This is a genomic window from Amycolatopsis plumensis, from assembly GCF_042652605.1.
Taxonomy (GTDB): Bacteria; Actinomycetota; Actinomycetes; order Mycobacteriales; family Pseudonocardiaceae; genus Amycolatopsis; species Amycolatopsis plumensis.
This window is the reverse complement of the sequence record NZ_JBHSJY010000001.1, coordinates 8,009,693-8,034,570: the sequence shown is the minus strand read 5'-3', so window position 1 is coordinate 8,034,570 and position 24,878 is coordinate 8,009,693. Positions and strand designations below refer to the sequence as shown.

Below are 24,878 nucleotides of genomic sequence, written 5' to 3'. Positions count from 1 at the left end.
CCGGCAGGTGCCTTGAATGACTCATTCCTGGCTTCTGACGTCATGGGCTTGACCCGGTTTGGCGGACACCTCTGATCAGGGGCGGGAGCTCCTGGAAGGGATGTCGCTCATCATGGATCGCATGGCGAAGAAGAAGCCTCGTGCCCAGCAGCGGCCTCGGCGGGTGTTCACCACCGAGTTCAAAGCCCAGATCGTCGGGCTGGTGCAACGCGGCGAGCGGACGGTGCCGGAGGTGGTCCGGGACTTCGAGCTGACCGACTCGGTGGTCCGGAAATGGATCATCCAGGCCGAGCGTGACGCCGGCACCCGCACCGACGGGCTGACCAGCGACGAGAAGGCCGAGCTCGCCGCGCTGCGGCGGGAGAACAAACGATTGCAGGAGGACGTGGAGATCCTGCGGCGAGCGACGGCTTTCTTCGCGAAGGAGACCCGGTGAACGTCTACCCGTTCATCGAGGCGGAGAACGCCAGCGGCGCAGGCACCGTCAAGCGTGCCTGCGCCCTGCTCGAGGTCTCCCGTGCCGCCTACTACGCCCACCGCAACCCCAGCCCGTCGGCACGTGACCGCGCCGACACCGTGCTGACCGAGAACATCATCCGGGTGCACGAGGAGTCCCGCGGCACCTACGGCGCACCCCGCATCCACGCCGAACTACACGCCCAGGGCCATCGGCATTCCCGCAAACGCATCGCCCGGCTGATGCGCCAGGCCGGCTTGGCCGGGCGGGCACCGAAGCGATGGCGGACCACCACCGTCGCCGACCCGGCCGCGCCGGGCCGCCCGGACCTGATCACCCGCGATTTCACCTGCCACCCCGAGAACATCAACACGCGGTGGTGCGGGGACATCACCTACATCCCCACCGGGGAGGGCTGGCTGTATCTGGCCACCGTGATCGACATCGCCTCCCGCAAGGTGGTCGGCTGGGCCACCGCCGATCACCTGCGCACCGACCTCATCGACCAAGCCCTGCGCACCGCACTCGCCCAGCGCCGCCCCGACCCCGCAGTGATCTTCCACTCCGACCGCGGCTGCCAGTACACCTCAGCCCAGTTCGCCCGCACCGCCGCCCAGGGCGGAGTCCGGCTCTCGGTCGGACGCACAGGCCAATGCTGGGACAACGCAGTTGCCGAGTCGTTCTTCGCCACCATCAAAACCGAACTGCTCAACCGCCGCCCCTGGCCCACCAAAACCCAGGCCCACCAGGCCATCTTCAGCTACATCGAAGGCTGGTACAACACCCGCCGCCGACACTCCAGCCTCGGCTACCGCAGCCCCACCGCCTACGAAGCAACAGCCCGGCCAGCTACCACACCTGCGCTAGCCTGACCCCACTCATCAACCCTGTCCGCCCAAACGGGTCAAGCCCAGTCAGGAATGAGTCATTCAAGGCGCTCGGAGAGCCGGCCGCCGAGTGGGCTAGGGGCTGGGGTGGCCGTGCTGGGCGCGGGCGTACTTGCCGCTGGCCAGGTCGTCGAGGCGGGCCAGGGACTCGGTGTTGCGGGGCTTCGCGATGAGGGCCTGCAGCGCCTCCGGGAGCACCTTCCCCGGCCCGCGGACGATGTGCTCGGTCATCCGGACCAGCGTCTGCCCGTCGCCGTGGGGGACCAGGGTCAGGCCGACCGCCGCCGCACCCAGGGGCCAGCCGTGGGCCTCCAGTGACAGCGACAAGCCCGGCTCGACCGCGCGGACCACCGTCACGTCCTGGATGTGCAGGGGCCACGGGCCCACGCTGTGGTGGATCCGGGAGCCGACCGCGGGCCAGTCTTCATCGACGTCGCGGATGTGGGAGCTGCCGACCACCCAGCCGGCGTAGAGCCAGCCGTCGGCCAGTACGGCGAACACGGCGTCGGGTGGTACGTCGATCACGCGGCTGACCTCGGGCACGGCTTCCTCCTGGTTCGGGTGACGAAACAGGCATACCCACTCCCGGACGGGGTATGCCCGCCGGGACTGAGCAGGAGGTGGCTGCGGTGGCCAGACACGAAAAAGAACCCGAAGGACCGGGACAGCTGTCGAAGCGGTCGTGGGGTGCGGCCCTCAAACGGACGTTCAAGCAGTTCAACCGGGACAACCTCACCGACTGGGCGGCGGCCCTCACCTACTACGGCGTGCTGTCGCTGTTCCCGGGCATCATCGTGCTCACCGCGATCCTCGGGCTGCTCGGCCCGGACAAGATCCAGACCGTGATCGACAACGTCAACCAGCTCGTCCCCGGCCAGGGCAAGGACATCCTCGTCGGCGCGATCAAGGAGCTGGCCGGTTCGCGCAGCCTGGCCGGCCCGCTGGCGATCATCGGCCTACTGGGCGCGCTGTGGTCGGCGTCGGGGTACATCGGCGCGTTCATGCGGGCGTCGAACGCGATCTACGGCATGCCGGAGGGGCGGCCGGTGTGGAAGACGATCCCGCTGCGGATCGCGTTGACGATCGGCATCGTGGTGCTGCTGGCGGCGTGCGCGCTGGGCGTGGTGGCGACGGGTTCGGTGGCCCGCCGGCTCGGTGACCTGATCGGTCTCGGCTCGACGGGCGTGCTCGTGTGGGAGATCGCGAAGTGGCCGGTGATCGCGCTGCTCGTCAGCCTGGCGTTCGCGCTGCTGTATTGGGTGGGCCCGAACGTGCGGCTGCCGGGGTTCAAGTGGCTGACGCCGGGTGGGCTGCTGGCGGTCGTGCTGTGGGTGCTGGCGTCGGCCGGGTTCGCGCTGTACGTCGCGAATTTCGGTTCGTACAACAAGACCTACGGCTCGCTCGCCGGGGTGATCGCGTTCCTTGTATGGTTGTGGATCTCCAACCTCGCGATCCTGCTGGGGGCCGAGCTGGACGCGGAGCTGGCCCGCGGCCGCACGATCGAGGCGGGCCGCGCGGACGACCAGGAGGAGCCGTTCCTGCCGCCGCGGGACACGAAGGCGATGGACGACGACGAAGCCGCGGCGGTGGCGGAGTCCGAACGGAAGTGAGCGGATGGCCTGCCGGATCACCGAACTGGTGCTGGACTGCCACGACCCCGACCGCCTGGCGGAGTTCTGGTGCGCGGTCCTCGATTACGAGGTGATCGGCCACGAGCCGGACGGCCTCGCGCTGGGGCCGGCGGGCGCCCGGTTCGGGGAGGGGGCGGTGACGCTGATCCTGGCCCAGACGGACAACCCGCGCGCCGGCAAGCTTCCCCTGCACATCGACGTGAGCCCGGCGGGGACGGACCAGGAGACGGAACTGGCGCGCTTGACGGCCTTGGGCGCCCGCCCGGCGGACGTGGGGCAGACGGGGGAGGAGTCCTGGGTGGTCCTGCAGGACCCGGAGGGCAACGAGTTCTGCCTGCTGCGCAAGGACGTGGGCCCGGCCTGAGCCCGGCTGCGGCGCCAAGCGCCCCAAGGCGGCCTTGGTTGCGTGTGACGCACCGAAGGCCGCCTTGGGTGCGCCTCCCATGCCCCCACCGCCGCCCTCAACGGAGGCGCTTCGCGCCGCAGTACTGATTCAACGCACCGAAAGCCACATTGGGGCGCTTGGGGCGTCGGGGGACAAGGTGGACCGGGGGCACCGAAGGTTGCTTCGGGGCACGTTCCGGCTTCCGGAACCGAGCTCAGCTCTCCCCGGCGGCGCACCGGCGCCACTGGACCTGGTCGCCCGCCCGGTCGGCGTGCCACACCGGCGCCGCTTCCGGCTCCCAGGTGGGGAGCAGCTGGTCCGTCAAGACCCGCCCTCGGGCCACCCGCCCGAACAGCTCGACCCCGTCACTCCGCCGGGCCGCCGGGATCCACGCCGGGAATCGTGTCCGGGGCAGCTTCCGCTCGACCCACTCCCGCGCCGACCCCTCGCTCCCGTGGTCGGATTCGACGATGCTCGACACCGGGCCGTCGCCGCCCACGGTGAGGGCGATCGACGCGCGCCAGCGGACTGCGGAGGTTGTCATCCCCTCCAGGTTCCCCGACCGGAGCCGCCCCGGGCCAGTACACGTTCGGATGGATCCCACCGTTCCTCCCACTCCACACCGTCACGACGCGTTCAGCAGCCGCGCGCACGCCCTCTCCAGCACCGCCCTGGCCTCGTCGCCGTCCAGCCGCGCCGCGCGCTTCAGCGCCGGGGCGATCGTGCGCTCCGCCCGGTACGCCTCCACCAACCGGGGGTCCACATAGGACGACCGGCAGACTGCCGGCGTGTTCCCCAGCGCCGCGGAGACCTCCTTCATCACCTTCGCCTCCGCGCGCTTGCGGGCCGTCTCCGACGTCGGGGGGTCCGCGGCCGCGAAGGCGGCCGCCGCCAGGACCGTCGCGTTCCAGGTCCGCATGTCCTTCGCCGTGCAGTCCTCGCCCGCGAGCTCCTTGAACCGCTCGTTGATGTCGGCCGCGTGCACCTCGTGCCACGTGCCGCCCTCGCGGTAGACCAGCAGGCGGTCGCTGCCGGACCGGCTCCGCAGCAGCGCCTTCATCACCGCCGCCAGCTCCGCGTCGCAGATGGCCACCTCGCGGTTCAGGCCGCCCTTGGCGATGTAGCAGAACCGGCATTCGTCGCCGCGGACGGCCACGTGTTCACGCAGCAGGGTCGCGGCGCCGTGGGTGCCGTTCTCCTCCGCGTACTCCTCGCCGCCGGTGCGGAAGATGCCCCGGTCGAGCATGCGCAGGGCCGCCGCGAGGACCCGCTTGCGCGTCAGGCCGCGACCGGCCAGGTCCGCCGCCACCGACTCGCGCCACTGCGGCAGCCGTCGGGCCATCTGCAGCACGCGGTCGTGCTTCTCCTCGTCGCGGTCCCGCCGCCACTGCTCGTGGTAGAGGTACTGGCGCCGCCCGGCGTCGTCGGTCCCGACCGCCTGGACGTGCCCGTTCGGGTAGGGGCAGATCCACACCTTCTTCCAGGCCGGCGGGATGACGAGGTCCTTGATCCGGGTCAGGATCTCCTCGTCGGTCACCGGCGAGCCGTCGGGCATGGCATAGGAGAACCCGCGGCCGCGGCGGATCCGCCTGATGCCCGGGCCGCGCAGGTCACTGCGCCGGAGTCTGGTGCGTCCCACCGCCGCGAAATACCCGCCCCGCGTACCGGGAAACCATGATTGCCGCCCGCGGCGGCGGGTAGCCGACGACCGAAGCACCGGAAGGAGCACGGATGACCACCGCAACCAAGCCACTGGCCGTCGTCACCGGCGCGTCGAGCGGCATCGGGCTGGAGCTGGCCAAGCAGTTCGCCCGGCACGACTTCGACCTGGTCCTGGCCGCCGAAGACGCCGAGCTGGACACGGCCGCCGCCGAGGTCCGCGCGTGCGGCGCGCAGGTCGAGGCGGTCCGCACCGACCTCGCCGCCCCGGACGGGGTGGAAGAGCTCGTGCGCCGGCTCGCGGACCGCCCGGTCGAAGCGCTGGCCGTCAACGCCGGGGTCGGCGTCAACGGCGAGTTCGCCGGGGACACCCGGCTGGAGGACCACCTGACGGTCGTCGACCTGAACGTCCGCTCGGCGGTGCACCTGACCAAGCGGGTCGTGCCCGGGATGGTCGGCCGCGGTCACGGCCGGGTGCTGTTCACCTCGTCGATCGCCGGTACGTCGCCGGCGCCCTACCAGGCTGTCTACGCCGCTTCGAAGGCGTTCCTGACGTCGTTCTCCGAGGGCCTGCGCGCCGAGGTGAAGGACAAGGGTGTCACCGTCACCGCGATGCTGCCGGGCCCGGTCGACACCGAGTTCTTCGAACGCGCCGGCATGGAGGACACCAAGATCGCCGCCGGCGACAAGGACACCCCGGCCGAGATCGCCGAGGCCGGATACGAAGCGCTGATGGCCGGGAAGGACAAGATCGTCCCCGGCGCGGTGAAGAACAAGCTCCAGGCGGCCGGTTCCCGGTTCCTGCCGGACGAGGCGAAGGCGAAGCAGCAGGGCAAGATGATGCAGCCCGGATCGGCGGACGAATGAGCGTCATCGAAGACGTCACCGAGAAGGCGAAGCAGGTTCAGCGCAGTTACGCCGGTGACGAGGATCGGCCGCTGGCCGGCTATCGGGGCGCGATGGGCGCCTACGGTGCGCTGGTGGGCGGGCTCACCGTGCTCGGCCGCGCGCTCGGGGCCCGGCTGCCGGACCGGTTCGGGGCCGGCGACACGGCGCTGCTGGGTGCGGCGACGTTCAAGGCCAGCCGCATGCTGGGAAAGGCGGCCGTCACCAGCCCCCTGCGGGCCCCGTTCACCCGCTACGAGGAGTCCGCGGGTGCGACCGAGCTGAACGAGTCCGTCCCGGGCAAGGGGCACGTCGAGCACGCGGTCGGCGAGCTCGTGTCGTGTCCGTTCTGCCTGAACGTCTGGATCGGCACCGGCCTGACCGCCGGCCTGGTGATCGCCCCGCGGGCGACCCGGCTGGCAGCCACGGTGCTGACCGTCGTGGGCTTGGCGGACGCCCTGCACCTGCTCTACGACGCGGGCAAGAAGCTGGCTTCCGGATAGCCGGGCGGGCCGGCGGGGGACGTCCCCCGCCGGCTCATTCCGGGCCGCGGCGCAGCGGGCGGACCGCCGGGCCCTGCACCACTTCGCCGTCGACGCCGAAGCGTGAGCCGTGGCAGGGGCAGTCCCAGGTCTTCTCCGCGTCGTTGAACGAAACCAGGCAGCCCAGGTGGGTGCAGTGCGCGCCGACGGTGTGCAGCTTCCCGGCCTCGTCACGGTGGGCCGCGACCAGCTCCCCGCCGACGCGGACGACCTCGGCCTCGCCGGGCTGCAGGTCGTCGAGCTTCTCGGACCGCCACAGCGCGGCGACGTGGTCGCCGACCAGGTACTTCGCGACGGTCAGGTTGTCCTGGGCCACTTCGAGCACGGAACGCGCGTCGAAGCGGTTGGGGTCGAACAGGTCCGCGGCCGGGTGCGGCTCGCCGAGGATCCGCGCCGCCAGCACGTGGCCCGCGGCCGTGCCGCCGGTCATGCCCCACTGGCCGAACCCGGTGGCCACCCACAGGTTCTTCGTCCCCGGCAGGTACCGGCCGACGTAGGGCATCAGGTCGGGCGTGGACATGTCGTGGGCCGACCAGCGGTGGGTGACGCGGTGCAGGCCGGCGTGCTCGTCCGCCCAGTCCGCGAGCCGGCGGTACCGGCGTTCGACGTTGACGTGCGCGCCCACCCGGTAGTGCTCGCCGCCGGCGATCACCATCGGCGTGCCCTGCTCGGTGTACCCGCGCACGGAGTGGTGCGTGTCGGCGTCGAGGAACATGCCCTCCGGTGCGGTGCCGCCGTCCGCCGGGCCCGCGACGACGAGGTCGCGCACCGGGTCGAGCCGGGCGAAGTACAGGCCGCGATCGAGCACCGGGTAGTGGGTCGCGACGACGACTTCACCCGCCACGACGTCACCGCGCGAGGTCCGGACGGTCTGCCCGTTGAGCGCGGTCGCCCGGGCGTGTTCGACGATCGTGCCGCCCGCCCGCTCGATCTCGGCGGCCAGGCCGAGCAGCCACCGGCGTGGGTGGAAGTGCGCCTGCCCGGTGGTTCGCACGGCGCCGAGCGCGGGCACGTCCAGCGCGACGTCCTCGGTGAACGACGCCGGCAGGCCGGCCGCGGCGGCCGCGTCCGCTTCCTCCTTGAGGGAGTCCACGGTCTTTTCCTGCGTCGTGTAGACGTAGCTGTCCGCGCGGGTGAACCCGCAGTCGATGCCCAGCTCGGCCGCGGTGGTCGCGATCCACTCGCACGCCGCCGCCTGCGTTCCGGCGTAGGCCTTCGCGGCGGCCTCGCCGTGGCGGGAGGTCAGATCCGCGTACTTGGCGCCGTGCTGGGCGCTGACCTTGGCGGTGGTGTGGCCGGACACCCCGGCCGCGACCCGCTCGGCCTCCAGCACGACGACCGACCGGCCGGCCCGCGCGAGCAGCAGCGCGGTGGTGAGCCCGGCGATGCCCGCGCCGAGCACCGCGACGTCGGCGGACTCCGGCACCGGGACGCCGGTGCGATCCGGGGCAGGGGCGGTTTCGACCCACAGGGAAAGTGGTTCGGGCAGGGCTGTCATACCTGCGGATGCCCGCTGCGGGCGCCGCGAAACGGGCCATCCGGCCCCGTTTCGGCCGCTCGGTACCTCGGGTAGCCCTTCAGCATGAGTACCGACATCTTCGTGATCGGCCTGGACGAGGAGAACCAGCGCGTACTGGATCGCCTGCCGGGGGCCGGGAGCTACCGGTTCCACGGCCTCCTGACCCCCGAAGAGCTGCAACACGGCGACATCGACTTCGAAGCGCTGCTGAAGACGGCGCAGCACGAACTGGACGCGTTCGACGGGGAGGTCGGCGCGATCGTCAGCTACTGGGACTTCCCGGCCGCGTCGCTCGTGCCCATCCTGTGCGCCCGGTACGGCCTGCCCAGCGTGTCCCTGGAGGCGGTGCTGAAGTGCGAGCACAAGTACTGGAGCCGGCTGGAGCAGAGAAAGGTGATCGACGAGCTGCCGAACTTCGGCATCGTCGACCTCGACGACCGGAAACCCGCCCCGCCGGAGGGCGTCGGCTATCCGATGTGGCTGAAGCCGGTCAAGTCCTTCTCCTCCGAACTCGCCTTCAAGGCGGAGAACGACACCCAATTCGCCGAAGCCGTGGCCGAGATCCGGGCCGGGGTCGGTCGCGTGGGGGAGCCGTTCGGCTACGTGCTCGACCAGGTCGACCTGCCGCCGGAGATCGCCCGCGTGGGTGGCGCGGCGTGCCTGGCCGAAGAAGCGCTGCACGGCGTCCAGGCGGCCATCGAAGGCTATGTCCACCAGGGCGAAGTGACGGTCTACGGCGCCCTCGACTCGATCAACTACCCGGACAGCTCCTCGTTCCTGCGCCATCAGTACCCGTCGCAGCTGCCGGAGGAGCCCGTCCAGCGGATGCGGGACGTCGCCGAGCGGGTGATGAAGCAGATCGGCTTCGACAACGCGACCTTCAGCATCGAGTTCTTCTGCGACCCGGAGTCGGGGCAGGTGGCGCTGCTCGAGATCAACCCGCGGCACTCGCAGTCGCACGCGGAGCTGTTCGAGTTCGTCGACGGTGTCGCCAACCACGAGATCATGGTGCGGCTCGGCCTGGGCCAGGACCCCGGCCGCCGTCCGCACAAGGGCACCTACCAGATCGCCGGCAAGTGGTACCTGCGCCGGTTCGAGGACGGCGTGGTGACGCGCGTGCCGACGCCCGAGGAGGTCGCGACGGTGCAGAACCGCATCGACGGCACCCAGATCGAGATCGTGCCGGAGGTGGGGCAGCGGCTGTCGGACCTGCCGGAGCAGGACAGCTACAGCTTCGAGCTGGCCCACCTGTTCGTCGCCGGGCACACCGAACACGAGATGGTGCAGAAGTACCAGGCGTGCGTGGACGCGCTGCCGTTCGAGTTCGCGCAGGACTGACCCGCGGGTGCGCAAAAGCGGGGGGTCGCGTTCGGACAGTCCGAACGCGACCCCCGCTTCCGTCCTCGTGAGTGGGAAACAGGGTTAGAACCCTGTTTCCCACTCACGAGGGGTGCTCAGCCCGACTGCGGGTCGCTGTCGTCGTGCTCGTCGCCGCCCGACGTGCCCTGCTCGCCGCGGAGGGTTTCGCGCTGGGCCTCCGGCGTGTCGCCGTGCGGGTCGTCGCCGCGGGGGCCTTCCGCGGGATCGGTCGGGTGCTGCGTGCGCTCTTCGGACGTCATCTCATGCCTCCTTCAAGGTCCTTTCCACCCCGGATACCCCGCCGCGCACGGCTCAACCACCGGCGTTTGCCGTGATGATCGCCGGGTAAGCCGAGGCGACGCGGTTGTCCGCCGGCGATCGCGCCGGGACCGCGGCGAGTGAAGGAGACCCAGATGACCACGTCGGCGGAACCCGTCCGCCCGGGCCCCTTGGCCGCCCGGTCCGTCGTCCACCAGCCCGTGCCGCCCGCCCCGCGGATGCTGCGGCTGCCCGGCGTCTACCGTCCCCAGGAAGACACCGCCCTGCTCGCCTCGGCGATCGCGGAGCTGGCGATCCCGGCCGGTGCGCGGGCCCTCGACCTGTGCACCGGCACCGGCGCGCAGGCGATCACGCTCGCTCGCCGCGGCGCGGGAACCGTGGTCGCGGTGGACCTTTCGCGCCGGGCGCTGGCTTCGGCGCGCCTCAACGCGCTGGTCCGGCAGCTCGCCGTGCGCCCGTGCCGGGGAGGCCTCGCCCGAGCCCTGCGCGAGGGGCCGTTCGACGTCGTCGTCGCGAACCCGCCGTACGTGCCGTCCCCGGCGCCGACGATCCGGTCCACCCGGGGCTGGGACGCCGGCCCGGACGGCCGCGCGCTGCTGGACCCGCTGTGCGCCGCCGCGGCGACGCTCCTGCGTCCGGGCGGGACCATGCTGCTCGTCCAGTCCACCATGGCCGATCCGGACAAGTCGCGGGAACTGCTGGCCGCGCGGGGATTGCGGACTTCGGTGGCACGCCGCGCGCGGATCCCGTTCGGTCCGGTCCTTTCCGGACGGACGGAGTTCCTCGAGGCGGCCGGGCTGATCCAGCCGGGTCAGCGGATGGAAGAGCTGGTGGTGCTCCGTGCCGACCGCTGAGCGGGAACCCCGCCGGGTGACCGTCGTCCCGGGCGGCCCGGTCCTGGTGGAGGGACCGGTCGAGCTGTGCACGCCCGAGGGCGAGCTCGTGCGCTCCGACCGGTTCCTGGTCGCGGTGTGCGCGTGCCGGCGCAGCAAGCGGTTCCCGTTCTGCGACACCAGCCACCGCAAACGCGTCCGCACGCAGGCGAACGACTGACCGAAATGGCCTCCCGGCGGACCGGGAGGCCATTTTCGTCACGAGCGCAGGGACGACTTCCCGGCTTTCCAGCGCCTCAGCAGCTGCTCCCCGAAGCGGCCCTCGAGGAACTCGGTCGCCTGGATGCCGAACACGACGTCGGCAGCCAGCTCGGGCTCCTGCTCCAGCAGGTCGCCGAGCACGTCGTGGCGCATGACCTGCTCGTGGACGGCGTCCGCTTCGATGTGCTCGGTGTAGAAGAACCGGCACGCCTCCGGGGCGTCCAGGCGCCGCAGGGCCTGGTCCATCCGCTGCGCGGAGGGCGCCGTGGTGATCTCCGCCGCGGCGAAGTGGCCGCACAGCGCGCCCCGCAGCGACCGGTGCAGGCCGAACAACGACATCATGTTGACCACCGCCAGCATCGCGCCGGGGACCTGGTCGATGAGGGCGAGGTAGCCGTCGGGCAGGCCGGCCGCGCGCAGCAGGTCGGCGTAGAGGCGGGCGTGCACGAGCTCCGCACGGCCGCCGCCGAACTCGTCGAACTCCACCGCCACCAGCGCGGCCTTGGCGCGGCCGCGCAGCCGGGGGATCACCCACGCGTGCGGATCGGCTTCCTTGTGGTGGTAGATCGAGCGGTGCGTGAAGTACTCGCGCATCTGCGTCCAGTCGCCCTGGTCGCGCAGGAAGTGCGAGACGCCTTCGACGTCGATCGGCTCGACCAGCAGGTCGTCGAGTGCCGCTTGAACGTCGTCGCCGCCCGGCACGTTCTCGCGCAGCGCGGCGAGGAACCGGGCCTCGAGCGCGCCGCGCAGGCGGAGCAGTTCCGGATCCCATTCCCAGTCGGGGGACACGCCCGGCAGGCCCTGGTAGTGGAGCTCGTAGCACAGGTGCAGGGCCAGCTGGAGATCGTCGCCGAGCGGGTCGGCGTCCGCGAGACCGTCGAAGTCCAGATCCGCCCGCGGCTGCTCGCGGAGAAGCGTGCCCAGCACCGACGCCGACAGCGGACCCCGCGCGGCGGGCAGGGTGAGCGCCGCAGTGGTGGAAGTCGTCATGATCCCGGCTACCCCGTCAGCAGCGATCCATGCCCCACGGGCACGGTCGCCGCGGTGAGCCACCGCACCGCCTCGGCCGTCCCGCGATCGGCCACCGCGCGCTGCCGCGCCGCGCCGCTGCCGCCGGCGCGCACCGCCTCGACCAGTTTCCGGACCTCCGCCAGGTCACCGCTTTCTTCGAGCGGCGCGCGGACGTGCGCCAGCAACTCCTCGACGAGCGTCCACGCGGGCCGCCGCGTCTGCTCGACGGCGTCCACCAGGCTCCCGGACAGGCCGTGGCGCGCCGCGGCCCAGACCGCCGCCGCGGCTACCTGGGGCGACAGCGGCGCGGCCTCCCGGCCCTCGGCGAGGTCGGTCAGGGCCCGCTGCACCAGCGCGCGGCTCAGCAGGGCCTGCAGCACGGCGTGGTCGACGGTCAGCGCGGTGTCGGCGACCCGGAACTCGACCGTCGGGAACCGGCCGGACGGCCGGGCCAGCCAGAACGTCTGGTCCGGGTCGACGAGCGCGCCGCAGTCGACCAGCGTCTCGACGGCCCGGCGGTACTCGGCGTGCCCGCGCAGGTGCGGGGCGAGGCCGGAGCCGGGGAAGCGCGACTGCAGCACCATCCGCCAGCTGTCGTAGCCGGTGTCGCGCCCGTGGTCGAACGGCGAATTGGCGGACAGGGCGAGCAGCGTGGGCAGCCACCGGCCGAGGTGGTTGACGACGGCGACCGCGGTGTCGGGATCGGCGACGCCGACGTGGACGTGGCAGCCGCAGGCTTCGTAATCGGCGACGACCGCGCCGTACGCGGCGTCGATCTCGGCGTACCGGCCGGTGCTCGGGGGCGGCTGCGTGGCCGGCCCGGGCCCGACCGGCGTGCCGGTGGCCAGGAGCGCGCAGTCCTCGGCCGCCGCGGCCCCGGCCAGCACCCGGCGCGCGACGGTCAGCTGGTCGCGGAGCTCGCCGGCCGTCGTGCACACGCCGCTGGCGGCTTCGAGCTGGGTGAGCCGCAGCTCCCGGTGCACCCGGACGCCGTCGGGCAGCGGCCCGTGGTGGCGGTACCGGGCCAGCACCGGTTCGGCGCACGGCGAAGCGTGCCCGGTGCGGGGGTTCACGAGGAGGAACTCCTCTTCGACACCCATCGTGGGCGGGCCGTCGGACATGGGTCGGGCTCCTTCCGGACGGGCGTTCGCCGGGGTTACCCGTTCGGTGCGCGTAAATGCACCTGGACCCGGGTCTTGTTTCACCGCTCGCGCACGGCGGGTACCTCGCACCCATGACGACTCACGAGCGGCTGCGCGTGATCGGGGCCGACGCGCCGCCGACGCAAGGGCTGCCTGCACCCCGCGCCCCGTCCGACGGCGACCCGGGGAGCCGCATCCGCTGGAAGAGCCCCGACGCGGTCGTCGTGGAGATCACCGGCGAGGTGGACCTGTGCACGGCGGCCGGGCTGGCGGCAGTGCTGGACGAGCACATCCGCGCCCGCCCCGGCGTCCTGCGGGTCGACCTCGGCACCGTCGGCTTCCTCGGTGGCGCGGGCATCCGCGTGCTGCTCCGCGCCCACCGGCACGCCGAGGCGGCGGGCGTCCACCTGGTCGTCGACCCGGGGGAGTCGCGTCCCGCGATCCGGGCCCTCGAACTGCTCGACCGCCTGCAGGATTAGTCGCCCGTCAGCAGGTCGACGACGTCCTCGGCGCGCTCCCGCTCCGCGAACTTCCGCCGCTGGCGGTCCGCGCCGCCACCCTCGGCCGCCAGCCGCGCCGTGCCTTCCCGGGCGAATTCGAGGTCACCGGCCGCTTCGAGCGCGGGGGCGACGAGCTCCACGAGGTTGTCGAGGACCACCTTCGTCGGTTCGAGGTCTCCGCTCTTCGGGTGCGGGCAGCAGCCGGTGACGCCTTCGCGCGACGCCCGCCACATCTGCGCGCGCAGCACCTCGTTCGACAGGTGCGGCGCGGCCGCGTCGTCGGCCAGCGCGGTGGCGACCAGCCCGCGCGCCAGCACGCCGAGCAGCACCGCGTCTTCCGGGACCGCCGCGACGTCGGCGATGCGGAACTCCAGCGTCGGCTGGTTTTCCGACAGCCGGACGTCCCAGTAGATCATCCCGCGGTCGAGGATCGAGCCCGCGCGCAGCCAGCCGTCGACGATGCTTTCGTACTCGTCCAGCGACGCGAACCGCGGCGGCGGCCCGGCCGACGGCCACCGGCTCCACTGCTGGTAGCGCCAGCTGCAGTAGCCGGTGTCGTAGCCGTCGGAGATCGCCGAGTTCGCGGTCACCGTCAGCAGGGCGGGCAGCCACGGCCGGATCCGGTTCAGCACCTGGACGCCGGTTTCCTTGTCCGGGATCGCGACGTGCACGTGGCAGCCGCAGGTGAGCGACGTCCGCGCGGTGGCGCCGAAGTGCTCGGCCATCCGCTCGTAGCGCGGGTTCGGCGTGATCACGGGCGGGTTCGGGTCGAACAGCAGGGGGGCCGCGGCCGGCAGCACGCGGTACCCGCGCCGCCGGGCGGCGCCGTCGAGGTCTCCGCGCAGGCTGCGCAGCTGGCGCAGGGCTTCGGTGTGGGTCCGGCAGACGTCGGTGGCCGCCTCGGCCTGGTGGCGCGTGAGTTCGTGCTGCAGCTCGCCTTGGTCGTCGCCGGCGGCTTCGGCCGCGTCGACGACGTCGTCGCCGGCGTGGGACAGGTGGCCACGGCGGTCGACGACGAAGAACTCCTCTTCGATGCCGAACGTCAGCACATCGCCCGTCGGTTGGTTCACCGCTGTACTCCTGGAGGTCGGGGACCGCCTGAATACCCGGATGGGGGATCCGGCAAACGGCGTTTTCCGGCGTCGCGACTGGGTATTCGCCCGGTCATGTCGACCGACGCGATCGTGCTGCTCAAGAACGACCACAAGACCGTGGAGAAGCTCTTCAAGCAATTCGAGAAGGCGGGGGAGGACGCGTACGACGAGAAGCGCCGGATCGCGGACTCGATCATCGAAGAGCTGACCGTCCACGCCTACATCGAGGAGGAGATCTTCTACCCGGCGGCGCGGGAAGCCGTGCCGGAGACGAAGGACCACGTCCTGGAGAGCGTCGAGGAGCACCACGTCGTGGTGTGGATGCTGTCCGAACTGCTCGGGATGGACCCGAAGGAGGAGACCTTCGACGCGAAGGTCACCGTGCTCACCGAGAACGTCCGCCACCACGTCGAAGAGGAAGAGGACGAGTGGTTCCCCGAGGTCCGCTCGGCGATGGGGCGCAAGCAGCTGCAGGAGCTGGGGCAGCGGATGATCGACGCCCGCTCCCAGGCACCGAAGAACCCCCTGGAACTCAAGAGCGCCAAAGCCTGACCGCCGCCGCCCCGCGCTCGTGAGTGGTAAGGCGGGTTCTAACCCGCCTTACCACTCACGACTAGCGGGCCACGACGCGGATCGACTTCAGCTCGGAGTCGGCGGGGTCGGGCAGCTGCATGCCCGCGCCGAGACCGCTGCGCACGTAGTCGAGCATCGGCCGGGTGATCACCTCGCCGGGCAGCACGCCGGGCGCGCCGGGCGGGTACGGCGTGATCATCTCGGCCGCGATCCGGCCCGCCGCCTCGGCCACCGGCACCTGCTCGGTCTCGCCGAAGAAGGCGTCGCGGGGCAGCATCGCCGTCTCGAGCTCCATTTCCTTCGGCGACGGCAGGTCCACCTTCGGCGGCTTCTCGAACGAAGGCGCGACCTTCTGCAACGCGTCCAGCGCGTCGATCAGCGTGCCCGCCGTCTTCTCGTCGTCGGAGTGGGTGAATTGGGCCACGATCCGGCGGTGGTCGGACAGGCCGACGGTCACCCGGCGGTGTTCGCGCAGCCAGTCGGCCGCCTGGTAGCCGCTGATGCCGAGCGGGTCGAGGTCGAGCACGACCTTGAGCGGGTCGACCGAGTCGGCGAGGTCCGGTCCGAGGAACTCGTCGTGCATCACCGTCAGCCCCAGCTCGGTCAGCCGGCCGCGGACCGCCTCCACGATCGTCAGCGCCCCGTCGATCAGTTCCTTGCCCTGCTCGGCCATCTGCCGGCGCCAGCCGTCGAGGGCCGCGTAGACCAGCGAGCTCGCGCTCGTCGTGCCGAGGAGGTCTTCGCGCGCCTTCAGCACCTTCGGGTCGACGCGGTCGCCCTGCAGGTGGAAGACCGAGCTCTGTTCCACCGCCGCGCCCATCTTGTGCACGCTGGTGACGCAGAGGTCGGCACCCGCGTCCATGCCCCACGGCGGCAGGCCGTCGTGGAACGGCAGGTGCGCGCCCCACGCCTCGTCGACGATCAGCGGCAGCCCGCGTTCGTGGCACCACTCGGCGATCGCCCGCAGGTCACCGCACGTGCCGTAGTCGGTCGGGGTCACCACGAGCGCGCCCTTGACCTCGGGGTCGCTCTCGTAGGCCTCCGCGAACTCCCGCACACCCGGCGGGTGGCTCAGGTGCCGCTCGGCGTCCCAGTGCGGCCGCACCCACACCGGCCGGACGCCGCTGACGATCAGCCCGGAGATCACCGACTTGTGGACGTGCCGCGGCACCAGGAGCTTCTCGTGCGGGCCCGCGACGGCGAGCATCGCGCTCTTCACCGAAAGCGAGCTGCCGCAGGTCGAGAAGAAGGTGTGCTCGGCGCCGACCGCGTCGGCCATGAGCGCCTGCGCGTCGGCGAGCACGCCCTGGCGCATCAGGCGGTCGTCGAGGCCGTTGAGCGCGATGACGTCGGACTTGAAGACGTCGGCGCCGACGACTTCCAGCACCCGCGGGTCGATGCCGCGGCCCTGCTTGTGGCCGGGCGCGTTGAACGGAACGTAGCCGGCGCTGTGGTAGTCGCGCAGCGCCTCGAGCACCGGTGCCTTGCTGTGGTCCATGGCGCCGGAGTAGCCGGACGCGGTCCGCGCGAAACACCCCGGTGGCATGACCGTCCGTGGTTGGGGTATCCCGGAGGGCATGGAGTGGCACGAGGAGCTGCACGAGCGGGCCGACGAGCGCATCGAGCACCTGGACGAGCGGCTGTGGGCCGTCGCGACCGCGCTGCACGAGCGGCCGGAACTGTCCTATGAGGAGTACGCGGCCGCCGAGCGGCTCACCGCCGAGCTGGCCGCCGACGGCTTCGAGGTGGAAACCGGGATCGCCGGGCTCCCCACCGCGTTCGTCGCGCGCGCCGGCGAAGGGCGGCCGTGCGTCGCGCTGCTGCTCGAATACGACGCGCTGCCCGGCCTCGGGCACGCCTGCGGGCACAACCTGATCGCGGCGACCGGCCTGGGGGCCGCGCTGGCCGCCAAGGACGTCCTGGGGGACGCCCCGGGCTCGCTGCTCGCCGTGGGCACCCCGGCCGAGGAACGCGGCGGCGGCAAGGTCGCACTGGCCGAGGCGGGCGTGTTCGACGACGTCGACGCGGCCCTGATGGTCCACCCCGGCGTCCACTCGTGGTCGTGGGCGCCGCTGACCGCGCAGGTCGAGCTGAAGGCGACCTTCCACGGCCGGGCCGCCCACCCGACCGGCGACCCGGAGCACGGCATCGACGCCCTCGCCGCGCTGATCCAGGCGTTCGGCGCGGTCTCCGCCCTGCGCCAGCGGCTGCCGTCCGGCTCGCACGTCCAGGGGATCATCACCGAGGGCGGCGAGGCCACGAACATCGTCCCCGACCGCGCCGAAGGCCGGTTCGGTCTCCGCGCGCTGACGACCGACGCGCTCGACCGCCTGGTCGAGGACGTGACGACGTGCGCGGAAGGGGCGGCGCTGGCGACCGGGGCGAAGGTCGACGTCGAACGCCTCGGACGCGGGTACGCGCACTTCCGCGACAACCCGGTGCTCTCGGAGCGGTTCACCGAGCACCTGGCGGCGTGCGGCATCCACGCGACCCCGCCGGCGCCGGGCGTCTTCCTCGGCTCGTCGGACATCGGCGACGTCAGCGTCCGCGTCCCGGCGATCCACCCGTTCGTCGCGATCACGGCGGAGGAGATGTCGGACCACACGCCGGAGTTCGCGCGGGCGGCGGCGAGCCCACGCGGCCGGGCGGCGATGCTGGCTTCGGCGGCCGCCCTGGCGCGCACGGTGATCGACCTGCGGACGCACCCGGCGCTGGTCAGCCGCGCGTGGGACTGCTTCCGGGACTCGGCACGGAACGGGCGCTGACCGGCCCCGGTGCAGTGAATGACTCATTCCTGGCGTCCGACGCCAGGAATGAGTCATTCACTGCGTTCGGTGGGCGCTGACGGGTGACCGCCGCAGGAGGCGCTCCGGGATCGCCTGCATGAGCCAGTTGTGGAACATGCCGGGGTATTCGCGGTAGTCCAGCTCCGTCCCGGCGTCCCGAGCCCGGGCGCGGAACCGGCGGCAGTCCGGCAGCAGGACGTCCCGGGTCCCGATGAACAGCGTGATCGGGGCGAGCCCGGTCAGGTCGGCGTGGATCGGGCTGACCCGCCAGCGCGAGCGCCCCGCCCGCGGAGTCACCGGTCACCACGACCCGCTCGGCCTCGATCTCGTCGTAGGCCGCCTGGACCACCGGGATGGTGGCGGTGTGGTCGTGGTGGGGGACCAGCGGGTACACCGGCAGCGTCACCGCGCAGCCGAGCCGGGCGACCAGGTCGGCGGCGTACCGCCAGTGGTGCTTCCGCACCTGCTCGACGTACCCGCCGCCGTGCAGGTGCAGCACGTGCAGGTCGCACGCCCGCACACCCCGTGGCCGGAACGTGGAGCAGGGGAAGCCGAGCTCGTCGTGGTGTTCGACGTCGACCCGCCGCCGGACCTTGCGCGGCGGCCGGGCCATCGACGGCTTCTGGTGCCGCGGCAGCCGGTGGTGCAACGCCGAGGCGTTGTCGTAGAACCGTTTCTGGCCCGACGCCCGCAGCACCGCCATCCTGACCTTCGCCTGCACAATGACCACACCACACTCCTTCCCGTCCGCACCCGGTTACCCGGGCGCGGACGGGCGCTGACTACGCGACGGAGATGTAGTGCGACGCGTCACCTTCGAGCGACTCGCTGGACCGCCCGTCGATGCCGGCCGGAACGTCCCCGGCCACCGTGACGCGGTTGAGCCGCCGCGGCAGGCCGTCGTAGTTGTCGATCGCGTAGTGCTGGGTGATCCGGTTGTCGAACAGCACCAGCTGGTCCGGCTCCCACGTCACCCGCACGACGTTCTCCGGCCGCGTGACGTAGGACTGCAGCAGCCGCAGCAGGTCCCGCGACTCGGACACCGAGAGGCCTTCGATCCGCTGCGCGAACCCGCCGATGAACAGGCCGCGCTCACCGGTCACCGGGTGCACCCGCACCACCGGGTGCACGGTCCGGTACTTCCGCGAGACGAATTGCGCCCGGCGCTCCCGCTCCTGCTCGTCCACCGTCTCCGGCGGCTGCACGTAGTCGTAGTCGTTGGTGTGCACCGCCCGCAGCGTGTCGGCGAACGCGCGCAACGGCTCCGGCAGGTCCCGGTAGGCCGCGGCGGTGTTCGCGATCAGCGTCTCCCCGCCGTAGGGCGGCACCACCAGGCTGCGCAGCGTGCTGGCCTTCGGCGGGTTGAGCACGAAGGTGACGTCGGTGTGCCAGTGGTTGGCGCGGCCGCGCTCGCTGTCGACGGGCAGGATCGTCGGCGCGCCGTCGACGGCGGGCACCGTCGGGTGGGCCTTGGTGAGCTCGCCGAAGTGCGCGGCGAACCGCTGCTGGCCCTCGTCGTCGAGCCGGGCGTTCCGGAACACCAGCGCCTTGTGCTCGTGCAGCGCGTCGGTCAGGAACGCCACCTGCGCGGCGTCGAGGTCACCGGCGGGATCGAAGCCGACGACCTCGGCGCCGATCCTCCCCGTGAGCTTGCGGACGTCGGTGCCGATGGTGGTCATGCGGGCTCCTTCACTCGGTTGCGGTTGACCGGCCGCGCGAGGCCGTAGTGCTCGCGCAGGGTGGTGCCGGAGTACTCGGTGCGGAACAGCCCGCGCCGCTGCAGCTCCGGGACGACGAGGTCGACGAAGTCGTCGAGCCCGCCGGGCAGGGTGGGCGGCATGACGTTGAAGCCGTCGGCGGCGCCGCCGCGGTACCACGCCTCCAGCTCGTCGGCGACCTGGACCGGCGTCCCGGCGAAGACCCGGTGCCCGCGCCCGCCGGCCAGCCTTTCCAGCAGCTGCCGGATGGTGAGGTCCTCGCGCCGGGCCAGGCCGACGACCAGGTCGAACCGGCTCTGGCCGCCCTCGGTGAAGCTGCCGACGTCGGGCAGTGGCCCGTCCAGCGGGTAGCGGGTGACGTCGTGGTCGAGCATCTTGGACAGCTGCCGCAGCCCGTAGTCCGGGATGATCAGCGCGTTCAGCTCGGCTTCGCGCGCCCGCGCCTCGGCTTCGGTGCGGCCGAGGATCGGCGAGATGCCCGGCAGAATCTTGATTTCGTCCGGCGTGCGACCGTACTTCGCGAGACGGCCCTTGACGTCGTCGTAGAACGCCTTGCCGTCCGCGAAGGTTTGCTGTGCGGTGAACACGGCCTCGGCGTGCCGGGCCGCGTACTCCTTGCCGGTCTCCGACGAACCGGCCTGCACGAGCAGCGGGTGCCCCTGCACCGGGCGTTCGATGTTGAGCGGGCCCTGCACCTGGAAGTGCGGTCCGTCGTGGGCGATCGCGCGGATCCGGCCGGTGTCGGCGTAGACGCCGCTCGGCCGGTCGACGACCGCGGCGTCGTCGTCCCAGCTGTCCCAGAGCTTCTTGACGACCTCGACGAACTCCTCGGCCCGGTCGTACCGCGCGTCGTGCGACGGGCGCTTGGCGAGGTTGAAGTTGCGGGCTTCGTCGATGCCCGCCGAGGTGACGATGTTCCAGCCCGCGCGGCCGCCGGAGAGGTGGTCGAGCGAGGCGAACTTCCGGGCCAGGTGGTAGGGCTCGTTGTAGGTCGTCGACGCCGTCGCGATCAGTCCGATGTGGACCGTGGACGCGGCGAGCGCCGAGAGCAGGGTCAGCGGTTCGAAGTGGCTGTGGGAGTTGTGTTTCACGTTGCCCCACAGGGCGACTCCGTCGGCGAGGAAGATCGAGTCGAGCCTGCCGCGCTCGGCGGTCCGCGCGATGTCCACGTAGTGCTGCAGCGTCCGGGCCCGGTGCGGGTCCGTCGACGGGTGCCGCCACGCGGCTTCGTGGTGGCCGTTCGGCATCACGAACGCGTTGAGGTGCATCATGGCTTCTCCATAAGATTGTCGGTGTTCAGGACGGGGTGTCCTGGATGCCCAGGGCGATGGGGTGTGGCTGATGGTTTCTTGCCTTCGAGGTGGCTTCCGAGGAGTGGCCGCTCCGTCGTTCTGGACGCCCTGGCCGCTGATTGAGATCTGCGCTCGGTCGCTGTTTATGGAGATGCTGGCGGGTCGTCCACGGGGTTGAGCTGCGAAGGACGGGAGGACAGGCGGCGTGGCAGCGCGCAGGGTGTGGGTCGGAATCGACGTGGGGAAAGGCTTCCACCACGCGTGCGCGGTGGACGAGGCCGGCAAGATGGTGTTCTCCCGGAAAGTGGCCAATGGCCAGGCCGCGATCGAGCAACTGATCACCCGCACCACCGCGAAAGCCGGTGAAGGTGGGGAGGTGGTGTGGGCGCTCGACATGACATCCGGCGCCGCGAGCCTGCTGATCACCTTGCTGCTGGGCACTGGGCAGCCGGTGGTGTCGGTGCCGGGCCGGCTGGTCAACCGGATGGCCGGCGCGTTCGCCGGTGAAGGCAAAACCGACGCTCGTGACGCCCGCACGATCGCCGAAACCGCCCGGCTGCGCCGCGATCTGACCCCGATCACCGCCCCTGATGCGATCACGCGCGACCTGCAGGTGCTCACCGCGCGCCGGGACGACCTGATGGCCGACTGGGTCCGCGGGGTCAACCGGATCCGGGAGCTGCTGGCGAGCATTTTTCCCGCGCTGGAGCGGGCGTTCGACTACTCCACCCGCTCGGCGCTGGTGCTGCTCACCGGCTTCCAGACCCCCGAGGGCATCCGCGCGGCCGAAGCGGCCGGCCTGTCGGTTTACTTGACCGAGCATGGTGCCTGGGCCAAGGGAATTCCGTCCATGGTGGACAAGGCCCTGGCTGCCGCGGCGGAGCAGAATGTGGCGTTGCCGGGGGAATCGGTGACCGCGCCGTTGATTGCCCGGCTGGCCCGGCAGCTGCTGGAATTGAACCGGGAGATCAAGGATCTGGACAAGCAGCTCGCCGAGCGGTTCGGTGAGCATCCTGATGCCGGACATATCACCAGCCTCGACGGGTTCGGGCCGGTCCTGGGCGCTCAGCTGCTGGTCGGCACCGGCGGTGACCTGCAGGCTGCGTTCCGCAGTTCCGCGCATCTGGCTGCTTACGCCGGTCTCGCACCAGTGCCCCACGACTCCGGGCGAGTGCGGGGCAATCTGCACCGCCCCAAGCGCTATCACCGCGGCCTGCGCCGGGTGTTCTACCTGGCCGCCCTGTCGGCGATCAAACGCCCCGGCAGTCCCTCCCGGGCCTTCTACCTGCGCAAACGAGGCGAGGGGAAACGGCACGCCCAGGCTCTGATCGCCCTGGCCCGCCGCCTGGTCGACGTCATCTGGGCACTGCTGCGCGACGGCCGCGAATTCCATCACTCACCACCGATCACGACCGCAGCTGGTGCTTGACACGATCATTGAAACTCCTTGGGACGCCAGGTGGAAAACCGCCGTTCGAGGACGACGAAACCGGCGTTGACGAGCACGCCGAGCAGCGAGACCGCGATGATCCCGGCGTACATCTGCTGGATCTGGAAGTTCACCTGGCTCGTGTTGATCAGGTAGCCGAGCCCGGCCTTCGCGCCGACCATCTCGGCCGCCACCAGCACGAGGATCGAATAGGACGCCGCCATCCGGATGCCGGTGAACACCGTCGGCACGGCCGAGGGCAGGATCACCTTCCGGAACAGCCGCGGGCTCGACAACCCGAGTGAGCGGGCCGCCTTGACCAGCAGCGGATCGACCGTGTTGACCCCGGCGATCGTGTTGAGCAGCACCGGCCACACGCAGGCGTAGACCACCAGGCTGACCTTGGACAGCTCGCCGATGCCGAGCAGCAGCGTGAACACCGGCAGCAGCGCCAGCGCGGCGGTGTTGCGGGCCAGTTCCAGCAGCGGCTGCAGGAACCGCGCCACCGGCCGGTACCAGCCGATCAGCAGCCCGAGCGGCACCGCGACGGCCACGGCCACCGCGAACCCGGCGGCGGAGCGCCCGACGCTGGCCAGCAGGTGGTCGGCGAGCTCGCCGTCGAGGGTGAGGTCCCACAGGGCCTGCAGGTCTTCCGAGAGCGGCGGCAGGAAGGTCCGGGTGCCCTCGTCGAGGACGAACCGGGGGACCAGCTCCCAGAGCAGGACGAACAGCACGACCGCGGCGGACGCGTGCACCGCCCGGGTGAGCTTCTTCGTGAACCGGCGCGGTTCCGGCGGTGGGCCGATGGGTCTGGTGTGGACGGCGGGGGCTTCGAGGGTGGTCGTCATCGGGCCGCGCTCCGTTCGTGTTCGGCCGCCTTGCGGACCTCGTCGTGCAGCAGTTCCCAGAGCCGGTGGCGCTGCCGCCCGAACTCCGGCCCGGACCGCACGTCGCCGGTGCGGTCGCCGAGGTCGACGTCGACGACGGCCTTGAGCCGCCCGGGCCGCGAGGTCAGCACCGCGACCTGCTGTCCGAGGTAGACGGCTTCGTCGATGCCGTGGGTGATGAACACGATGGTCTTGCCGGTGCGGCGCCAGATCCGCAGCAGTTCCTCCTGCAGCTGCTCGCGGGTCTGCGCGTCGAGCGCGGCGAACGGCTCGTCTATCAGCAGCACGGCCGGGTCGTAGGCCAGGCTGCGGGCGATCGCGACCCGCTGCTTCATCCCGCCGGACAGCTCGTGCGGGTAGCGGTCCTCGAAGCCGGACAGCCCGACCAGCGCGAGGTATTCGCGGGCGCGCTCGGTGCGCTCCCGCTTGCCGAGCGGCCCGCCTTCGAGGCCGAATTCGACGTTGGCGCGGGCGGTGCGCCACGGGAACAGCGCGTACTGCTGGAAGACGACCCCGCGGTCGAGGCCGGGCCCGCGCACCGGCTCGCCGTCGATCAGCACCTCGCCCGACGTCGGCGTGGCGAGCCCGGCGAGCAGGTCGAGCAGCGTCGACTTGCCCGAGCCGCTGGGCCCGACCAGCGACAGGAACGTGCCGTCGGCGATGTCGAGGCTGACGTCGTCGAGGGCGGTCAGCGCGCCGAAGGTCTTGGTCACCGAACGGATGCCGATCACTTGGTCACCGCCGGGGCGCCGTCGCGGTAGGGGTTGAACTCGTTGGTGTAGAGCTTCGCAGTGTCGATCTTGTCGTGCTTGAGGTAGCCCTCCTGCTTCAGCCACGGTTCCCAGCGGGTGTAGTCGGCGTCGGAAATCAGGCCGCCGTGGGTGATGCCGACGCTCTTCCAGTACTTGAGGGTGTCGGTGCTTTCGTTGCGGCCGCGGGCCTTGATGATCTTCGTGAAGCGGGCGATCACCTCGTCGCGCGGAGTCGTGCGTTCCCATTCGATCGCCCGTGCCACGGCGGAGACGAAGATCTTCGCGGTCTCCGGGTACTTCTTGATGAAGTCGGTCCGCAGCACGTACGGGCCGCCGTTGTAGGGGCCGAACGCACCGACGTCGGTGAACAGCGGGCGCACGCCGCCGGCCGCCAGCGCGTGGTCCTGCAGGATGCCCTGCAGCGCGGCGACGTCGAGCTGGCCGTTGCGCAGCGCCTGCTCGGCGTTCACCGGCGGGATGACGACCAGCTGGACCTGCTTGATCTCGGCGTCGGAGAGGCCCTGCCCCTTGAGCCAGGTGTCGAGCGCGGCTTCGAGGTTGGCGCCGGCGGTGTTGACGCCGACCTTCTTGCCGATGAGGTCGCGGGCGGTCCGGATCGGACTGTCCTCTCCGGTGTAGAAGCCGATGAAGGCTTTGTCGTCGGAGCCGTAGTAGTTGACGACCGCCTTGACCGGGGCGCCGGCTTCGACGAGCTTGACGACCGCGCCGGTGAACGCGCCGCCGAAGTCGGTCTGGTCGGTGGCCGCGGACTGGATGTCCTGCGGGCCGCTGATCGTGTTGCCGACCCACTTCAGCTTGACCGGCCCGAAGTAGCCGAGGTCCTCGGCGAGCTCGGGCAGGGTCACGGCGTTCGCGCTGCCTTGGTAGCGCAGCTCGAGCTTCTCCGGTTGCCCGGGCGCACCGGTGGCCGTCGCCGAAGCGCAGCCGGCCAGCAGCACCACGGCGGCGGCGAACAGGGGCAGGGTTTTCTTCACGG

General features: G+C 71.5%; 28 protein-coding genes. 13 read left to right on the top strand and 15 right to left on the bottom strand.

Going from position 1 to position 24,878, the window contains the following annotated elements; translation table 11 throughout:
- The first annotated feature begins 121 nt into the window (after positions 1–121).
- Together ACFPLC_RS38815 and ACFPLC_RS38810 are read left to right on the top strand one after the other, a co-directional pair.
- The gene (locus ACFPLC_RS38815) at positions 122–436 is read left to right on the top strand and encodes a transposase (protein WP_378236041.1); all 315 of its coding nucleotides are present in this window, start codon (positions 122–124) and stop codon (positions 434–436) included.
- A complete protein-coding gene (locus ACFPLC_RS38810) occupies positions 433–1,329 on the top strand; it encodes an IS3 family transposase (protein ID WP_378208308.1) in 897 nt (298 codons plus the stop codon). Before ACFPLC_RS38815 ends, ACFPLC_RS38810 begins: the two co-directional genes overlap by 4 nt.
- 90 nt (positions 1,330–1,419) lie before the next feature.
- Here ACFPLC_RS38810 and ACFPLC_RS38805 read toward each other — a convergent pair whose 3' ends face one another.
- Positions 1,420–1,887, bottom strand: coding sequence for an SRPBCC family protein (locus tag ACFPLC_RS38805; RefSeq protein ID WP_378206973.1), 468 nt, complete (start codon positions 1,885–1,887; stop codon positions 1,420–1,422).
- Positions 1,888–1,940: 53 nt separating this feature from the next.
- Between ACFPLC_RS38805 and ACFPLC_RS38800 the strand changes: the two genes are divergently transcribed.
- The gene (locus tag ACFPLC_RS38800) at positions 1,941–2,954 is read left to right on the top strand and encodes a YihY/virulence factor BrkB family protein (protein ID WP_378206970.1); all 1,014 of its coding nucleotides are present in this window, start codon (positions 1,941–1,943) and stop codon (positions 2,952–2,954) included.
- A gap of 4 nt (positions 2,955–2,958) precedes the next feature.
- Entirely contained in the window at positions 2,959–3,339 is a 381-nt protein-coding gene (locus ACFPLC_RS38795; RefSeq protein ID WP_378206968.1) for a VOC family protein, read from the top strand.
- Positions 3,340–3,574: 235 nt separating this feature from the next.
- On the opposite strand, the gene ACFPLC_RS38790 is transcribed toward ACFPLC_RS38795, so the two are convergent.
- Positions 3,575–3,904 (bottom strand): hypothetical protein, encoded by a 330-nt coding sequence (locus ACFPLC_RS38790; RefSeq protein WP_378206965.1) that lies wholly within the window; start codon positions 3,902–3,904, stop codon positions 3,575–3,577.
- Between the two features lie 81 nt (positions 3,905–3,985).
- Positions 3,986–4,999: a DNA topoisomerase IB gene (locus ACFPLC_RS38785; protein ID WP_378206962.1), complete on the bottom strand. Its 1,014-nt coding sequence runs from the start codon at positions 4,997–4,999 to the stop codon at positions 3,986–3,988.
- Positions 5,000–5,091: 92 nt separating this feature from the next.
- Here ACFPLC_RS38785 and ACFPLC_RS38780 point away from each other — a divergent pair, with 92 nt between their 5' ends.
- Entirely contained in the window at positions 5,092–5,886 is a 795-nt protein-coding gene (locus tag ACFPLC_RS38780; RefSeq protein WP_378206959.1) for an SDR family NAD(P)-dependent oxidoreductase, read from the top strand.
- Positions 5,883–6,407, top strand: a complete 525-nt coding sequence (locus ACFPLC_RS38775; RefSeq protein WP_378206956.1) for a DUF1360 domain-containing protein — start codon at positions 5,883–5,885, stop codon at positions 6,405–6,407. The genes ACFPLC_RS38780 and ACFPLC_RS38775 overlap by 4 nt, the downstream gene beginning before the upstream one ends.
- 34 nt (positions 6,408–6,441) lie before the next feature.
- Here ACFPLC_RS38775 and ACFPLC_RS38770 read toward each other — a convergent pair whose 3' ends face one another.
- Positions 6,442–7,944, bottom strand: a complete 1,503-nt coding sequence (locus tag ACFPLC_RS38770) for an FAD-dependent oxidoreductase (RefSeq protein ID WP_378206953.1) — start codon at positions 7,942–7,944, stop codon at positions 6,442–6,444.
- Positions 7,945–8,028: 84 nt separating this feature from the next.
- Between ACFPLC_RS38770 and ACFPLC_RS38765 the strand changes: the two genes are divergently transcribed.
- A complete protein-coding gene (locus ACFPLC_RS38765) occupies positions 8,029–9,303 on the top strand; it encodes an ATP-grasp domain-containing protein (RefSeq protein WP_378206950.1) in 1,275 nt (424 codons plus the stop codon).
- Between the two features lie 116 nt (positions 9,304–9,419).
- Here ACFPLC_RS38765 and ACFPLC_RS38760 read toward each other — a convergent pair whose 3' ends face one another.
- Entirely contained in the window at positions 9,420–9,584 is a 165-nt protein-coding gene (locus ACFPLC_RS38760) for a hypothetical protein (RefSeq protein WP_191317235.1), read from the bottom strand.
- Positions 9,585–9,737: 153 nt separating this feature from the next.
- Here ACFPLC_RS38760 and ACFPLC_RS38755 point away from each other — a divergent pair, with 153 nt between their 5' ends.
- Together ACFPLC_RS38755 and ACFPLC_RS38750 are read left to right on the top strand one after the other, a co-directional pair.
- The gene (locus tag ACFPLC_RS38755) at positions 9,738–10,457 is read left to right on the top strand and encodes a methyltransferase (protein WP_378206947.1); all 720 of its coding nucleotides are present in this window, start codon (positions 9,738–9,740) and stop codon (positions 10,455–10,457) included.
- Positions 10,444–10,656 carry a CDGSH iron-sulfur domain-containing protein gene (locus tag ACFPLC_RS38750; RefSeq protein ID WP_191317233.1) on the top strand — a complete coding sequence of 71 codons (213 nt, stop codon included), beginning with the start codon at positions 10,444–10,446 and terminating at the stop codon, positions 10,654–10,656. Before ACFPLC_RS38755 ends, ACFPLC_RS38750 begins: the two co-directional genes overlap by 14 nt.
- A gap of 38 nt (positions 10,657–10,694) precedes the next feature.
- On the opposite strand, the gene ACFPLC_RS38745 is transcribed toward ACFPLC_RS38750, so the two are convergent.
- Positions 10,695–11,687, bottom strand: a complete 993-nt coding sequence (locus ACFPLC_RS38745; protein ID WP_378206944.1) for an iron-containing redox enzyme family protein — start codon at positions 11,685–11,687, stop codon at positions 10,695–10,697.
- Between the two features lie 8 nt (positions 11,688–11,695).
- Positions 11,696–12,829 carry a carboxylate-amine ligase gene (locus tag ACFPLC_RS38740; protein WP_378206942.1) on the bottom strand — a complete coding sequence of 378 codons (1,134 nt, stop codon included), beginning with the start codon at positions 12,827–12,829 and terminating at the stop codon, positions 11,696–11,698.
- Positions 12,830–12,942: 113 nt separating this feature from the next.
- Between ACFPLC_RS38740 and ACFPLC_RS38735 the strand changes: the two genes are divergently transcribed.
- A complete protein-coding gene (locus ACFPLC_RS38735) occupies positions 12,943–13,329 on the top strand; it encodes an STAS domain-containing protein (RefSeq protein ID WP_378206939.1) in 387 nt (128 codons plus the stop codon).
- Here ACFPLC_RS38735 and ACFPLC_RS38730 read toward each other — a convergent pair.
- Positions 13,326–14,420, bottom strand: a complete 1,095-nt coding sequence (locus ACFPLC_RS38730) for a carboxylate-amine ligase (RefSeq protein WP_378206937.1) — start codon at positions 14,418–14,420, stop codon at positions 13,326–13,328. The genes ACFPLC_RS38735 and ACFPLC_RS38730 overlap by 4 nt on opposite strands.
- A 96-nt stretch (positions 14,421–14,516) precedes the next feature.
- Here ACFPLC_RS38730 and ACFPLC_RS38725 point away from each other — a divergent pair, with 96 nt between their 5' ends.
- The gene (locus ACFPLC_RS38725; RefSeq protein WP_378206935.1) at positions 14,517–14,996 is read left to right on the top strand and encodes a hemerythrin domain-containing protein; all 480 of its coding nucleotides are present in this window, start codon (positions 14,517–14,519) and stop codon (positions 14,994–14,996) included.
- Between the two features lie 61 nt (positions 14,997–15,057).
- On the opposite strand, the gene ACFPLC_RS38720 is transcribed toward ACFPLC_RS38725, so the two are convergent.
- The gene (locus tag ACFPLC_RS38720; RefSeq protein WP_378206932.1) at positions 15,058–16,563 is read right to left on the bottom strand and encodes an aminotransferase class I/II-fold pyridoxal phosphate-dependent enzyme; all 1,506 of its coding nucleotides are present in this window, start codon (positions 16,561–16,563) and stop codon (positions 15,058–15,060) included.
- Between ACFPLC_RS38720 and ACFPLC_RS38715 the strand changes: the two genes are divergently transcribed.
- On the top strand, positions 16,562–17,782 hold the full coding sequence (locus tag ACFPLC_RS38715) for an amidohydrolase (RefSeq protein WP_378206929.1): 1,221 nt from the start codon (positions 16,562–16,564) through the stop codon (positions 17,780–17,782). The genes ACFPLC_RS38720 and ACFPLC_RS38715 overlap by 2 nt on opposite strands.
- Here ACFPLC_RS38715 and ACFPLC_RS47560 read toward each other — a convergent pair.
- From ACFPLC_RS47560 to ACFPLC_RS38695, 3 genes are read right to left on the bottom strand one after another with little or no spacing between them, the layout of a single operon-like run.
- The gene (locus ACFPLC_RS47560) at positions 17,733–18,533 is read right to left on the bottom strand and encodes an alpha/beta hydrolase (protein WP_465251643.1); all 801 of its coding nucleotides are present in this window, start codon (positions 18,531–18,533) and stop codon (positions 17,733–17,735) included. The genes ACFPLC_RS38715 and ACFPLC_RS47560 overlap by 50 nt on opposite strands.
- Positions 18,534–18,585: 52 nt before the next feature.
- Positions 18,586–19,482 (bottom strand): TauD/TfdA dioxygenase family protein, encoded by an 897-nt coding sequence (locus ACFPLC_RS38700; protein ID WP_378206923.1) that lies wholly within the window; start codon positions 19,480–19,482, stop codon positions 18,586–18,588.
- Complete coding sequence (locus ACFPLC_RS38695; protein ID WP_378206920.1) at positions 19,479–20,792, bottom strand: LLM class flavin-dependent oxidoreductase; 1,314 nt, start codon at positions 20,790–20,792, stop codon at positions 19,479–19,481. The genes ACFPLC_RS38700 and ACFPLC_RS38695 overlap by 4 nt, the downstream gene beginning before the upstream one ends.
- A 226-nt stretch (positions 20,793–21,018) precedes the next feature.
- Between ACFPLC_RS38695 and ACFPLC_RS38690 the strand changes: the two genes are divergently transcribed.
- Positions 21,019–22,242 carry an IS110 family RNA-guided transposase gene (locus tag ACFPLC_RS38690; protein ID WP_378206917.1) on the top strand — a complete coding sequence of 408 codons (1,224 nt, stop codon included), beginning with the start codon at positions 21,019–21,021 and terminating at the stop codon, positions 22,240–22,242.
- Between the two features lie 5 nt (positions 22,243–22,247).
- On the opposite strand, the gene ACFPLC_RS38685 is transcribed toward ACFPLC_RS38690, so the two are convergent.
- From ACFPLC_RS38685 to ACFPLC_RS38675, 3 genes are read right to left on the bottom strand one after another with little or no spacing between them, the layout of a single operon-like run.
- Complete coding sequence (locus tag ACFPLC_RS38685) at positions 22,248–23,090, bottom strand: ABC transporter permease (protein WP_378206914.1); 843 nt, start codon at positions 23,088–23,090, stop codon at positions 22,248–22,250.
- Complete coding sequence (locus ACFPLC_RS38680) at positions 23,087–23,860, bottom strand: ABC transporter ATP-binding protein (protein ID WP_378206911.1); 774 nt, start codon at positions 23,858–23,860, stop codon at positions 23,087–23,089. Before ACFPLC_RS38680 ends, ACFPLC_RS38685 begins: the two co-directional genes overlap by 4 nt.
- A complete protein-coding gene (locus tag ACFPLC_RS38675) occupies positions 23,857–24,876 on the bottom strand; it encodes an ABC transporter substrate-binding protein (protein ID WP_378206908.1) in 1,020 nt (339 codons plus the stop codon). Before ACFPLC_RS38675 ends, ACFPLC_RS38680 begins: the two co-directional genes overlap by 4 nt.
- Positions 24,877–24,878 lie beyond the last annotated feature (2 nt).